At 47.3% G+C, this 14,264-nt stretch carries 10 protein-coding genes; 5 read left to right on the top strand and 5 right to left on the bottom strand.

Annotation, left to right across the window (positions count from 1 at the left end; genetic code table 11):
• Window positions 1–22 precede the first annotated feature (22 nt).
• The 3 genes from carA to AAA952_RS07410 all read left to right on the top strand — a co-directional run bounded on the left by carA (window position 23) and on the right by AAA952_RS07410 (window position 5,339).
• Window positions 23–1,183: a glutamine-hydrolyzing carbamoyl-phosphate synthase small subunit gene (gene carA, locus AAA952_RS07400; RefSeq protein WP_113941188.1), complete on the top strand. Its 1,161-nt coding sequence runs from the start codon at window positions 23–25 to the stop codon at window positions 1,181–1,183.
• Window positions 1,184–1,210: 27 nt separating this feature from the next.
• Complete coding sequence (gene carB / locus AAA952_RS07405) at window positions 1,211–4,435, top strand: carbamoyl-phosphate synthase large subunit (protein ID WP_105251663.1); 3,225 nt, start codon at window positions 1,211–1,213, stop codon at window positions 4,433–4,435.
• Window positions 4,436–4,607: 172 nt separating this feature from the next.
• On the top strand, window positions 4,608–5,339 hold the full coding sequence (locus tag AAA952_RS07410; protein WP_338255709.1) for an RluA family pseudouridine synthase: 732 nt from the start codon (window positions 4,608–4,610) through the stop codon (window positions 5,337–5,339).
• Window positions 5,340–5,412: 73 nt separating this feature from the next.
• Here AAA952_RS07410 and AAA952_RS07415 read toward each other — a convergent pair whose 3' ends face one another.
• The 4 genes from AAA952_RS07415 to AAA952_RS07430 all read right to left on the bottom strand — a co-directional run bounded on the left by AAA952_RS07415 (window position 5,413) and on the right by AAA952_RS07430 (window position 9,850).
• Window positions 5,413–6,186 (bottom strand): substrate-binding periplasmic protein, encoded by a 774-nt coding sequence (locus tag AAA952_RS07415; protein ID WP_338255711.1) that lies wholly within the window; start codon window positions 6,184–6,186, stop codon window positions 5,413–5,415.
• Window positions 6,187–6,402: 216 nt separating this feature from the next.
• Window positions 6,403–7,491: a methyl-accepting chemotaxis protein gene (locus AAA952_RS07420; RefSeq protein ID WP_198571774.1), complete on the bottom strand. Its 1,089-nt coding sequence runs from the start codon at window positions 7,489–7,491 to the stop codon at window positions 6,403–6,405.
• Window positions 7,492–7,749: 258 nt separating this feature from the next.
• The gene (gene mgtE, locus AAA952_RS07425; protein WP_338255714.1) at window positions 7,750–9,123 is read right to left on the bottom strand and encodes a magnesium transporter; all 1,374 of its coding nucleotides are present in this window, start codon (window positions 9,121–9,123) and stop codon (window positions 7,750–7,752) included.
• A 19-nt stretch (window positions 9,124–9,142) separates the two neighbouring features.
• Window positions 9,143–9,850: a hypothetical protein gene (locus AAA952_RS07430; RefSeq protein ID WP_338255716.1), complete on the bottom strand. Its 708-nt coding sequence runs from the start codon at window positions 9,848–9,850 to the stop codon at window positions 9,143–9,145.
• A 774-nt stretch (window positions 9,851–10,624) separates the two neighbouring features.
• Here AAA952_RS07430 and AAA952_RS07435 point away from each other — a divergent pair.
• Entirely contained in the window at window positions 10,625–11,815 is a 1,191-nt protein-coding gene (locus tag AAA952_RS07435; protein ID WP_338255718.1) for an endonuclease/exonuclease/phosphatase family protein, read from the top strand.
• A 280-nt stretch (window positions 11,816–12,095) separates the two neighbouring features.
• The gene (locus AAA952_RS07440) at window positions 12,096–13,286 is read left to right on the top strand and encodes a class I SAM-dependent rRNA methyltransferase (RefSeq protein ID WP_011788387.1); all 1,191 of its coding nucleotides are present in this window, start codon (window positions 12,096–12,098) and stop codon (window positions 13,284–13,286) included.
• 185 nt (window positions 13,287–13,471) lie between these two features.
• On the opposite strand, the gene rpiA is transcribed toward AAA952_RS07440, so the two are convergent.
• Window positions 13,472–14,134, bottom strand: a complete 663-nt coding sequence (gene rpiA, locus AAA952_RS07445; RefSeq protein WP_263140033.1) for a ribose-5-phosphate isomerase RpiA — start codon at window positions 14,132–14,134, stop codon at window positions 13,472–13,474.
• Between the last annotated feature and the right edge of the window lie 130 nt (window positions 14,135–14,264).

Raw genomic sequence — 14,264 nt, forward strand, 5'->3', positions numbered from 1 at the left:
TATTTCAGTGGCTTGGCTCTTTATGGAGGTCGCGTTGACAAAGTCTGCCTTACTCGTACTCGAAGATGGAACTGTATTCTCTGGCACAGCAATTGGTGCCGATGGTCTCTCTGTTGGTGAAGTTGTTTTTAACACTTCCATGACAGGATACCAAGAAATTTTAACTGATCCATCCTACTCACGCCAGATTGTAACATTAACCTACCCACACATAGGCAACACTGGTACCAATGATGAAGATATTGAATCCGATGGGGTTCACGCTTGTGGTCTTATCATTCGTGATCTTCCGCTCATCGCAAGTAGTTTCCGTAATCAACAAAGCTTAAGTGATTATCTCAAAGCGAACAATGTCGTTGGCATAGCAGATATCGATACCCGCAAGTTAACTCGTATTCTCCGTGAAAAAGGTGCTCAAGCCGGTTGTATTATGGCTGGTGCAGACTTAGACGAAGCAAAAGCGCTCGCCGCTGCCAAAGCTTTCCCCGGTTTAAAAGGCATGGATCTCGCTAAAGAAGTCACGACTAAAACTGCCTATCCATGGCGTAAAGGTAGCTGGCGTTTAGTGGGCGGCTTACCAGAAGATACGCCAGCAAATGAGCTTAAATACAAAGTAGTAGCCTACGACTACGGCGTTAAGCAAAATATTCTGCGTATGTTAGTGGACCGCGGTTGTGACGTTACCGTAGTGCCAGCTAAAACTTCAGCCGCCGAAGTGTTAGCGATGAATCCCGATGGTGTGTTCCTTTCGAACGGCCCTGGCGATCCAGAGCCATGCGATTACGCGATTGAAGCGATTCAACAAATTCTGAAAACCGACACGCCGATTTTCGGTATCTGTTTAGGTCATCAGCTACTCGCACTGGCCTCAGGTGCAAAAACCTTGAAGATGAAGTTTGGTCACCACGGTGCAAACCACCCAGTGAGCAATATCGAGAAAGGTAACGTGATGATCACCAGCCAAAACCACGGTTTTGCTGCCGATGAAACGACCTTACCCGCCAACATTAAGGTGACGCATAAGTCGCTGTTTGATGGTTCACTCCAAGGTATCCATCTCACGGACAAGCCCGCGTTCAGCTTCCAAGGTCACCCTGAAGCGAGCCCAGGCCCGAACGATGCCGCCCCGCTGTTCGATCACTTTATCGAGCTAATCGACATATACCGTCAGAACGCCAAGTAGTACGCTAGCTAGGAGAAGAGAGAAGCAATGCCAAAACGTACAGATATAAAGAGTATTCTTATCCTAGGCGCCGGCCCAATCGTGATTGGTCAGGCATGTGAATTTGACTATTCTGGCGCACAAGCGTGTAAAGCGCTGCGTGAAGAAGGCTACCGTGTCATTCTGGTGAACTCTAACCCTGCCACCATTATGACTGATCCAGAAATGGCCGATGCCACTTATATCGAGCCGATTCACTGGGAAGTGGTCCGTAACATTATTGCTAAAGAACGCCCAGATGCGATTCTGCCAACCATGGGCGGCCAAACCGCACTGAACTGCGCATTAGAACTTGAAGCCAAAGGCGTACTGAAAGAATTTAACGTCGAGATGATTGGCGCGACTGCCGATGCTATCGATAAAGCTGAAGACCGTAGCCGCTTTGATAAAGCGATGAAAAGTATTGGTCTTGACTGTCCACGCGCGGGCATTGCCCACAATATGGACGAAGCTTATGGCGTACTTGATCAAGTGGGTTTCCCTTGCATTATCCGCCCATCCTTTACTATGGGTGGCTCAGGCGGCGGTATCGCTTACAACAGGGAAGAGTTCGAAGAGATCTGTTCACAGGGCTTAGAGTTATCGCCAACGAGTGAACTGCTGATCGACGAATCACTGATCGGTTGGAAAGAATACGAGATGGAAGTGGTCCGTGACCGCAACGATAACTGCATTATCGTCTGCGCCATCGAAAATTTCGATCCTATGGGCGTGCACACGGGCGACTCTATTACTGTTGCACCCGCGCAAACCCTGACTGATAAAGAATACCAAATCATGCGTAACGCCTCTATGGCCGTACTGCGTGAGATTGGGGTTGAGACCGGCGGTTCGAACGTACAGTTTGGTATCAACCCGAAAGATGGCCGTATGGTTATTATCGAGATGAACCCACGTGTATCGCGCTCTTCAGCATTAGCATCAAAAGCAACGGGTTTCCCGATTGCGAAAATCGCTGCTAAGTTAGCGGTCGGTTTCACCCTTGATGAGCTGATGAACGACATTACTGGCGGTCGTACGCCAGCATCATTCGAGCCTGCTATCGATTACGTTGTGACTAAAGTGCCACGCTTTAACTTTGAAAAGTTTGCCGGCGCGAATGACCGCTTAACCACACAGATGAAGTCTGTGGGTGAAGTGATGGCGATTGGCCGTACTTTCCAAGAGTCACTGCAAAAAGCATTACGTGGTTTAGAGGTTAGTCGTAACGGCCTAGATCCCGTCACAGATATGTCTAAACCTGAGGCGATGTCGCGTATTCGCCACGAGCTGAAAGAGCCTGGTTGCGACCGTATTTGGTACATAGCCGATGCGATGCGTGCGGGGCTGAGCTTAGATGAAATCTTTAAACTGACCAATATCGACCCTTGGTTCCTCGTGCAAATCGAAGAGCTGGTTCAGCTCGAAGGTGTTGTCGCTGAAGCGGGTCTGGCGGGTCTGGATATCGACTTACTGCGTAAGCTGAAGCGTAAAGGTTTTGCCGATGCGCGTTTGGCTGATGTATTAGGCGTGAACGAAGCCGAAGTGCGTAAGCTGCGTGATAAGTTCGACCTGCACCCAGTCTATAAGCGTGTGGATACCTGTGCGGCCGAGTTTGCGACGGACACGGCTTACATGTACTCAACGTATGAAGAAGAATGTGAAGCTAACCCATCGACCCGTGACAAAATCATGGTGTTAGGTGGCGGGCCAAACCGTATCGGTCAAGGTATTGAGTTCGATTATTGCTGTGTGCATGCGGCGTTAGCGCTACGTGAAGACGGTTATGAAACCATCATGGTGAACTGTAACCCTGAAACCGTTTCAACCGACTACGACACATCAGATCGTTTGTACTTCGAACCCGTCACACTGGAAGACGTATTAGAAATCGTCCGTATCGAGAAGCCAAAGGGCGTTATCGTGCAGTACGGCGGTCAAACACCATTGAAATTGGCCCGTGCCTTAGAAGCCGCTGGTGTACCTGTCATTGGTACTAGCCCAGATGCCATCGACCGCGCCGAAGACCGTGAGCGTTTCCAGCAAGCGATTCAACGCTTAGAGATGAAGCAGCCTGAAAACGATACCGTGACTACGGTTGAAGGTGCTGTGATTGCCGCTGAGCGTATCGGTTATCCGCTAGTTGTGCGTCCATCCTATGTACTGGGCGGCCGCGCGATGGAAATCGTTTACGACAAGCAAGATTTGCTGCGTTACTTCAACGAAGCCGTGAGCGTATCGAACGCGTCGCCAGTATTGCTCGATCGTTTCTTAGATGATGCGATTGAAGTGGATATCGACGCAGTATGTGACGGTGAAATCGTGGTGATTGGCGCGATTATGGAGCATATCGAACAAGCGGGTGTTCACTCTGGTGACTCAGGTTGTTCGCTGCCGCCATACACGCTAAGCCAAGAAATCCAAGATCGCATGCGCGTTCAAGTCGGCAAGTTGGCGATGGAACTCGGTGTTGTTGGCTTGATGAACGTACAGTTCGCCGTGAAAGATAACGAAATCTATATGATTGAAGTTAACCCACGTGCTGCCCGTACTGTGCCATTCGTGTCTAAAGCGACCGGTGTGCCTTTGGCTAAGATTGCCGCGCGTGTGATGGCGGGTCAAAGCTTAACGTCGCAAAACTTCACTAAAGAAGTGATCCCACCTTTCTACTCAGTGAAAGAAGTGGTGTTGCCCTTTAATAAGTTCCCGGGTGTTGACCCACTGTTAGGCCCTGAAATGCGCTCTACCGGTGAAGTCATGGGCGTGGGCGATACGTTCGCCGAAGCCTATGCTAAGGCGCAGTTAGGTGCGACTTCTGAGGTGCCTAAGTCGGGTCGTGCATTATTGTCTGTGCGTAACAGCGATAAGAAACGCGTTGCCGATTTAGCGGCTAAGTTAATTGAGCTCGGTTACCAAATCGATGCGACTCATGGTACTGCGGTTATCCTAGGCGAAGCGGGTATCAACCCACGTTTAGTGAACAAAGTGCACGAAGGGCGTCCACACATTCTCGATCGCATCAAGAATGGTGAATACACTTATATCGTGAACACTACCGAAGGTCGCCAAGCGATTGAAGATTCTCGTCAATTGCGCCGCGGTGCACTGCGTTACAAAGTTAACTACACGACGACCATGAATGCTGCATTCGCCACTTGTATGGCCCATGCCGCCGATGATCGTACTAACGTGACGTCAGTACAAGAACTGCATCTGCGCGTATTGGCTAAATAAGCCACAGCGTTAATGTCGTTAATTAGAGGGCCGCATAACTTAGGTTATGCGGCCTTATTATTTAGGCTATATCTGTTTTGCTAAGTTTATTAGTCTGTTTTACTGAATGGTTTAGCTTGTTGTGATCGCCCATTGATCTACTTTTCACCTACTTATGTTGCCTGAGAAAACTATGTCTGCGCCAGCCGATAGCCTTGCCAAAGTCGATACTTTTATTGCGCCGCCTTGCCTCGGGCAAATACGCGTGCTTTATCAAGATAACGATATTCTACTGATTGATAAGCCAAGCGGATTATTGAGTTTGTCGGGGAAGAATCCGCTGAATCTCGACTCGGTGCATTATCGTTTAGTGCAGGATTTCCCAACGGCCACTTTGTTGCACAGACTCGATTTTGGCACTTCGGGCATCATGCTGGTGGCGCTGAATAAAAGCGTGAATGGTTTGCTGACAAAGCAGTTTCAGGCGCGCACGGTTGAGAAGCGCTATACCGCCTTGCTCCACGGGCATTTAGCCGCTGACAGCGGGGTGATTAATCTGCCGATCGCTAAAGATGTTGAGCATTTCCCACTGCAGAAGATCTGCCATAGCACAGGCAAAGTTGCGATCAGTGAATATCAGGTGCTGGAACGATTAACCGAACCTTTCGCCACGCGGGTCGAATTTATCCCTGTTTCTGGCCGAACCCATCAACTGCGGATCCACAGTCAGCAATTGGGTCACTCAATACTGGGGTGCGATCTTTACGGCGGCGTGGGTGAGTGCGTGACTGATAAGGCTGATGCAGATGAAGCTGATATCACTAATACCACGAGCAGCAGATTAATGCTGCATGCGACCCGCTTAGCGTTTAATCATCCTATCACGGGTGAGCGTATCGACTGGGTTTGTGAGTGTCCTTTTTAAGCGCTTTTAAAAGAGCAATAGAGTTTAGCTCTCAGCATTCATCACTTAGCACGTAGAATTTAGAGCAATGGGTTTAGTTGCTAAACCCGATACGTTCGGTCTTCATGGGCGGCGCATCGTTGGGGAGCCAAGTACGGTAAATCGTTGCGAAGGTGCCATCTGCTTTTATCGCTTCTAGGCTGTTTTTCCACTGTTCGATCACATCATTGGGCGTGCCTTGTGAGAAGGCAATGTAAAGATGATTAGCACTAATCGTGAAGAGCGACTCTACATCATCAATGCTCGCGCCCGCATCCGACAGAATACTCGGCGCGGTGAGATTGGCATTACACCAAAGATCGACACGTTGCTTCATCAATTGTTTTGCACTCAATAAGGGTTCGGATGAGGCCGCAACATTTGTAAATCCCAGTTCGAGCAATAGGCGTTCTTCCACCGAGGCACGATAGACACCAATTGCCTTAGCTGTCTTTGCATCCTCTATAGTGGTTATTTTTATACCGCTATTTTTTAAGGCATAAAAATTAGTCGTGCCGACAGCAACAGGCCCAATCATAGTAAACATTTGCTCCCTTTCTGCTGTGCGCGTCATAGTAAACAACACAGTATTAGGTTGCTCGGTCAGCATTTTCCAGCCGCGAGCCCAAGGTACGACCTTGATTGGATCTGGGTTGTTTATGCGCTTTTGAATTTCTTGTACTACCTGTACAGCTAAACCATCGGGTTTGCCATCGACAGAAAAGCTGATTGGTGACCATTCTTCGGTATAGATGTTGAGCGGCTGCGCGCGAAGAGAAAATGCGCTGCTAAGGGTGAGTGATAGGAATAAACTTGTGACTAATTTCATTAATAACCCTAAAAATTAGAATGTTATAATTGAGTCTCACTGCTTGCTCTTGAAACGATTAAAGATGAAGGCTGTGTTTAAATCAAGTATAGCTAGGGGTTCATTTTCTAAGATTAAATTTACTATACCGTTTTGAACGATAAAAAAAGAGCGCTTGTATGGCGCTCTTAGGTAGGCTTATTTATGGGCGATAGCTTATCTTTCTGTGCCTATATATCACGCTCGATATACATCACGCATAAGGTTATCAATGCAATGCACAACACGCATACTGGCGTCTTCCATTGAGTGCAGTTGTTTGACCATCTCAGGCAAATTACCTTTTTGTCTCGCATTGAGCGCCGCTTTTCCTGCCTCGTGTACCGCTTTATGTGGTGCATCTAATGCTTTGAAGTTACTTAAATGCTGATAATTCTCGGCACCAAATCCTTTGAAATACCATTGCCCTAGGCGGCACTCAGTGTGTGAGTTCACATTGTGGTTATGCTGTGGTTTTTCAATTAATTGATAAACGCTACTTTTCCAGACTGCGTGGTCGAGCTTAGTGGTATTCAAGAATGACGCTGTGGCTGCGTTATGGATAACGTGCTGCATTTGTTTTGAGCGTTGCAGGACATCTTCAACGACTTGACCAATTTGGGTTGAGGAGGTGGCTACATCAACGGCACTGCTTTGATTGTTATGAACAATTTCTTTAATCTCAGCTGCTTGTGCGACGATTTGTTTCACGAGCTTTTCAATATGGCTACTGGCTTCATGGGCTTTGCTTGCAAGCTGGCGCACTTCATCGGCCACCACGGCAAACCCCCGTCCCGCTTCGCCTGCACGGGCGGCTTCAATGGCGGCGTTCAATGCCAGCAAGTTTGTTTGTTCTGAAATTCCTTGAATTGCCGCGACAAATTGATTGATTGAAGAGGTTGTAGCATCGAGTTCTGTGACAGCTTTCATGCTGTTCGATGCTTGATCATTAATATAAGTCGCTCTAGTGCCTAAATTGGCAATGGCCACACGGGTTTGATCAAAAACGTGATTGAGTTCAGACAGTGATTCTTTTTCCGCAGAGAGTAATTCGGCACTGCTGGCTAAGCCTTCGCGCACGGCATTAAGCATATCTCCGCCTTGGTTTTGGCAGGCGATCACTTCAGTGTAGTGGTCTGCATTTTGGCGCGACTGTTGCTGCATAGTTTCATTTTCACGGATCATGCCACGCAGTTCATCTATTTCATTTTGGTGTTGGCGTTCTAGTTGGATGAGTCGCTCTTTAAGCGCTTGGTTTTCAGCTTTGAGCTGGGAATTAAACCACATATAAAACCTCTCAAGTCGCTAGGACTATCACTATTGCTTATCGACTTACTGTGACTGGGCTCAGCGGTAAATACTGCAATGTTAATAAAAAGTAAAACGATTCAGGTGTGGAAATATTAACTGATCTTTAAGCTTTATTCTTAATTTTTTTAAGGTTATTGAAGCTTTTATGCTTTGTCATAAATGGGTTAGCACTATCGAATGATAAGTGAACCACGCTAAGGTTAACTTAGCTTGGTTCACTTTGAGGTCTTAGGTTTATGGCATAGGTAAGTCGAGCACCACAGTGGCTATGCTGAAATACACGAGCACACCTATGATATCGGCGATGGAGGTGATGAGTGGCGCACTAGCGGCCGCAGGGTCCATCTTTAACTTGCTCAGTAAGAAAGGCAGAGACATACCAATCAAGCTGCCAATAATCACCACAATTTGCATTGTGAGTGCCACAACTAGCGCGATTTCAGGTCCGCCGCGCCAAAATCCTAGCAAGGACACTGCAACTGCCATGCTGGCTCCTAATAATCCGGCGACAAATAACTCGCGCCCTAGCATAGATAACCAATCCTTGAGAACCACTTCCCCTGTGGCTAGGCCGCGTACCATTAAGGTCGCCGATTGTGATCCCGCATTGCCGCCGCTATCGATCAGCAGAGGTAGGAAGAAGACTAAGGATACATAACTGGCAATGGTGTCTTCGAAAAAGGCGATCCCCGCTCCCGAGAAAATATTACCAAAAACCAAAATCACCAGCCAAACCACGCGCTTGCGGTAGAGTAAGCCTATGCTGGCGGTCTTAAGGTTATGGTCAATATTACCGATGGCGGCAGTTTTTGTGAACTCAAGATCCGCCTGTGAGCTGGCAATATCCATAGCATCATCATAGGTGACAATACCGACAAGCTGGCCTTTGCCATTGACTACAGGCAGCGCCATCAAGTCGTAATGGGCGATCATCTGCACCGCTTCTTCGCGAAAGGCATTGGCATCGAGCGCGACGGGATCGGGCTTCATAAAATCGACCACTCGCTCGTGCGGTTGCGCCAGCAATAGCTGTCTTAAAGACACAGTACCAATCAAGCGACCTAACATGTCCACCACATAGGTTTGATAAATGGTTTCCTTATCAGCGGCCTCAGTGCGTAGGGTATCAATGGCTTCTGCCGCAGTATGGCGGCTATTGAGCAAGGTGTAATCCGAAGTCATGACCGCGCCGACTTTAGCTTTATCATAGGCGGCGAGGGTGCGCATATCTTCCCGTTTGGCCAATGCTAGCGCAGGTAAAATCGCCGCTTGCTGGGTTTCATCGAGCAGATTATAGAGATCGGCACGTTCATCTGCTGCCATGTGAACCAGCAGCGCAGATAGCGTAGTTTTATCTAATTGCTGTACTAAGCTCGCCTGCAATTCATCGGTCAGATAGCGAAACAAATTGGCGCAAACCTTAGGTGAGGCCAGTTGCAATAATAGGACTTGTTGAGCTTGATTAAAGACGTTAAATACGGCTGCAATATCGGCAGGGTGGCGTTTTTCGGCTAATTCAGCCATGGCGCTGGCACTGCGTTGCTCGATAATCATTTGCAGGTTATGGATGATTTTTTTAGTGTTGTTTGTGCTGTTATTCATGTTCATAGTTCATTCTCTCAACGATCTAGTGACCAAAGTAAAAGGTGATGTCTGCGCCAAGTTGCAGCGCGTTGCCACGAAGGGCATTGCCTAAGCTCAATTCCAGCTGTAGCTGTTGTTGCGGTGTGTGTTGATAAGCGAACTGATAGGTAGTCTCGCTCAATTCTTTTTGATAAATCTCGGCTATCACGCGATAATGACTACTGAGTTCATACGCCGCCGCGATACCCACAAGTAATTGGGTTGATTGATTAAATTCATGGGTAAAACCTAAATTGGCATAGAGACTGACATCAGAATCGCCTAAGGTTTTGCCAAAAATGCCGAAGACTTCGGTGGCTAATTCGTTACTGGCATCGAGGTTTTTCTGCAAGTTGATTACCAGTGCGCTGTGCCAATCATCCTGTTGCTGCTCTGGATCTGAGTGGGAGTTTAAGTTGAGCGGTAGCTTAATGCCGACTTCTGCTTGATCCCCACGAATATCGTCATTGGCATTGGACGCTAATCCTAAATGCCATTCCCATTGATTGCGGCTGCAAGTCGTGGCCGCGTTTAATTGTGGACGAGCATGATCCGACCTAGGTTGTTGCCAGCCCATTTCTAATTCACAGCGCTCTGCGAGGGCAGGATCATCCACTTCGAGATGGGATGCCGCCGCACTCATGCTGTAGTACAAGCTGATACTTGCGCAGGATAAAGATCGCAAAATTGATGTGTTGTTTATGTAAGCCATATTTAGGCTCCTCAGATGTAAACCCATAGATGTAAATCCATAGGGAAAACGAAGTCCACTGAGGCAAAAAACTTGCTTTGAGATGCAATAAATACACATAACTGAACCCCAGCAAAATGCTGGAATTGCTAAAGCGCAGCCATAGGCTCAGGCTTATTGTCTGTGATTGATATTTTGGGGGAGGCTGAGTGAAGAATGGTTCACACTACTACCCTGCTTAGCAGGTAGCAGCAAATATTGCGGGCTAGTGCTAGGCGTTAAATCCTGTCTTTTGGACAGGGCATCTACTGTCGCTTATGTGTGTGCCCACAGTGGGTCTCCGCAATGATTAAAGTCGCCACATTCTAAGGGACTGAAATGTAAAGTCAACCGCACATGTTATTACATATGTTTTTGTTTGAATTTACACTTTAAGGAAAAGTTAATTTTATGATCATTCTTGGGTTTGCGTGATTTTGTTGGGAGTGCTGGTGGTTTTGCGCACCATTCATTGTTATGTGATTGTTTGTTTTTTGGCTGGTGGCGGTTGATTTTTGTTGTCGGATTTAACTGTGATATTGAATTGTGGTTTTTAACGGTATGACTTATCTCAGTAAGCTGTGTTTGAGTCGCCAGAGATGAGTTAGCACTTTATCCATAATGGGGATTTGGCATTAGTGCACTTCGGGTATACCCTTGTCGTGCCTGCGGTGAGTCATTGTGCTCACTCAGATTAAGTCAGATTAAGTCAGATTAAGAGAGTTTGCTGTATTCAGATTTTGGGGGTATTAAGCTGTGGCACACAATATCGATGAGTTGGAATCAATGGCTGCACCTATCGATCATAAATGCACCGCGAATATCAAGATCGCCAGTATCAATCTGTTTAACTTTATTGAGCCGCCTTTGGCTTACTATGATTTTGAAAATATCTATAGCCATGGGCAATGGCAGAAAAAGTGTCAGTGGTTGAGTGAGTTTCTCGCCCATCGCCAGCCCGATATTGTGGGATTTCAAGAAGTGTTTAGCCCTGAACCGCTCAAACGAATCGCTCGCGAGCAAGGTCTAGGGTATTTTGCGGTCGTTGATGAGCCAACTCTAATCAGTGATTACATTTATCGCAGCCCTGTGGTCGCGCTTGCCTCCCGTTATCCCATAGTGGAAATCAGCAGTGTTGAACCTGATGCGCGTTTAGTGGCAGCCATGGGATTATCGAGTGAATTTGCCTTTAGCCGTAAGGTGCTGCGCGCAACCGTTGAAGTGCCACATATCGGCAAGTGTGACTATTATGTGGTGCACTTTAAGTCAAAACGTGCCGGATTAGCGCTCGAGCCTAAGCTATTTGAACATCAACCTCTCGGACATCAGCCACTTAGTTTAGATAATTTAGCGCCCGCAGCGAGCATGAAACTGCATTCAGAAACCCAATTACTCACAGAGCAAGCCTTAGGCCGCTGGGCATCTACCATGCAGCGCGGCGCAGAAGCAGCATTATTATTCAATGGCATATTGGTACGCAGGCAAGAATCTAAACATCCCGTTATCGTGATGGGGGACTTTAATGACAGTCTGACAATGGGCGCCTTAGATGCGTTAACGATACAGGGCGAGAGTATCCACAGTAATGACATTAAAGCCGCTGGCCTTGGGCATTTATCGGATGCGGCGTTAGAGGCAGTGTTTGCTCAGTATCAACTTAAGGATGCCTATGAGTTATTTATTGAAGCGAACTTGAGGGACAGTTTGACGGGCAATACCGCTTACCATAGGGAACACAGAGCGGCGACCCATTACTATGGCCCTAAAGGTTCAGTGCTGGATTATATTTTGCTTTCGAGTGAGTTTGATGCGAGCCATGGCCGCAGTTTAGCGCAAGTCGTAGATTATCAGACCTGCGATAGACACTTAGTCAGACCTGAATATGAACGCGACGCCTACAGTACTGACCATGCGCCCGTCATTGTTGAGTTAGCGCTACGTAGCTAAGTTCTCGTGTTCACTGATTAATTCGTCTTATTTCAAATCATGTCAGTTGTCTTTACGGTTTTGTTAGCGTTGTTTCATTAACCATTCCAACATCATTTCGCATGAAGATCATTCAGAATTAACCGTTAAAATAAGGTATGATCGGCCACCCGTGGATGATGGTAAATAAGCGCTGCGGCGTGTTCGGTACTCGCACTTAGGTGGCATTGGGTATATCATCCGTTTCCCATTTTTAGACAGCAGCCCTTTTTTAGTGGCGGCCCTATTTTTAAAGGCAACTATGGCTATCAGAATCAAACTTAAACCCGGCCGCGAGAAGTCACTCGAGCGTCGCCATCCTTGGGTATTTTCCAATGCTATTCATAACATTAAGGGAAAACCTGAAGCGGGTGAGACAGTCGATGTGGTCGCGCATGATGGTCATTGGTTAGGTCGTGGTGCTTGGTCGCCTGAGTCGCAAATTCAAGTGCGGATTTGGACTTTCGATCGCGAAGAAGAAATTGATCGCGCGTTTTTTGCCAGACGTTTACAGCGGGCGCAAATCGGCCGTAACGATTTAATCCGCGAGCAAGGCTTAACGGGTTACCGTTTAGTGGCTGCTGAGTCCGATGGTTTACCTGGGATTACCATCGACAGATATGCCAATGTGTTGGTGTGCCAGTTACTGAGCACAGGTGCTGATTTATGGCGCGATACCTTAGTCGAGCTATTGGCTGAGCAATATCCAGATTGTGCTATCTATGAGCGTTCCGATGTGGATTCCCGTAAGAAAGAAGGCCTGCTGCCAGTTACCGGTTTACTGCACGGCACTCTGCCTGAAATGCCGGTGATTATCGAAGAGAACGGCATCAAGATCGCCGTCGATGTCATTAAAGGCCATAAGACAGGTTTCTATCTCGATCAACGTGATAACCGCGCCATTGCCGCCCGTTTCGTGAAAGATAAATCGGTATTGAACTGTTTCTGCTACACAGGCACCTTTGGTTTGTACGCTGCGAAAGCAGGTGCTGCCAGTATTGAAAACGTCGATGTGTCTTCTCTTGCCTTGGCGACAGCGCGCCTCAATATGCAAGTGAACGGTTTGAGTGATGACAATGTGCATTACAACGAAGCCGATGTGTTCAAGTTGCTGCGCCAGTACCGTGATGAAGGCAAAACCTTTGATGTGATTGTGCTCGACCCGCCTAAGTTTGCCGATAACAAGGCACAGTTAAACGGGGCTTGCCGTGGTTATAAAGACATCAACATGATTGCATTGCAGTTGTTGAATCCGGGTGGCGTGTTATTGACCTTCTCTTGCTCAGGATTAATGCCTGCGGATCTGTTCCAAAAAATCGTGGCCGATGCTGCGCTCGATGCGAAACGTGAAATCCAGTTTATCGAACGCTTAAGCCAAGCGAGCGATCACCCTATCGGTAGCGCCTTCCCAGAAGGATTCTACTTAAAAGGTCTAGTTGCCAGAGCTTGGTAAGCCAAGCGTTTGATATAAGCTGTCTGCGATGGGCTGCTGAGTCAGATAACATTGAACCCTAAATAGAACCATAAAAAATGCCAGCCCTTTGAATAAAGTGGCTGGCATTTTTACAGCGTATTTTTTACTGTGCATTTTTATAATCAGCAGCCTTGTGACTGCGATGGATTCTTTAAACGCAGAACTTATTTGGCGGTAAAGGTTTTTACGCCATCAGGGGTGCCAACGAGTAACACATCCGCACCGCGTTTGGCAAACAGACCGTTAGTCACTACACCGACTATCTCATTGATCTGACTTTCTAATTCTTTTGGATTAAGGATCTTAAGATTGTACACATCGAGGATCACGTTGCCGTTATCGGTAACAACGCCTTCACGGTACACAGGATCGCCGCCAAGTTTAACGAGTTGACGCGCCACATAAGAGCGTGCCATCGGAATGACTTCTACGGGTAGTGGAAATTCGCCTAGTATGTTGACTTGCTTAGTGTTATCCACGATACAGATAAACTTCTCAGCCACAGCCGCGACAATTTTCTCGCGAGTTAATGCCGCGCCGCCACCTTTAATCATATCCATGCGGTCGTTGATTTCATCGGCACCGTCCACATAGACAGATAAACGATCGACGCTGTTTAAGTCATAAACGGGAATACCCAGCGCTTTCATTTTCTGAGTTGATGCCTCAGAGCTAGAGACTGCGCCTTCGATATCGGCTTTCATGGTCGCCAGTGCATCGATAAAGTGATTCACAGTCGAACCCGTACCAACACCAACAATGCTGTCTTTTTCAACGTACTTAAGTGCGGCCCAACCGGCAGCTTTTTTCATTTCATCTTGAGTCATGTTGACATCCTGTAACGGCAAATGAGTAAAAAATTCTGGGCTTAGTATACTCTTTTCCGATAAATAATGTGGCGCAATTCCACCGTGGGTGTGATCTAGATTGCAGGCATTTTCACATTAGCAAGCAGTC

It is taken from the genome of Shewanella sp. M-Br, assembly GCF_036245925.1.
Classification (GTDB): Bacteria; Pseudomonadota; Gammaproteobacteria; order Enterobacterales; family Shewanellaceae; genus Shewanella; species Shewanella oncorhynchi.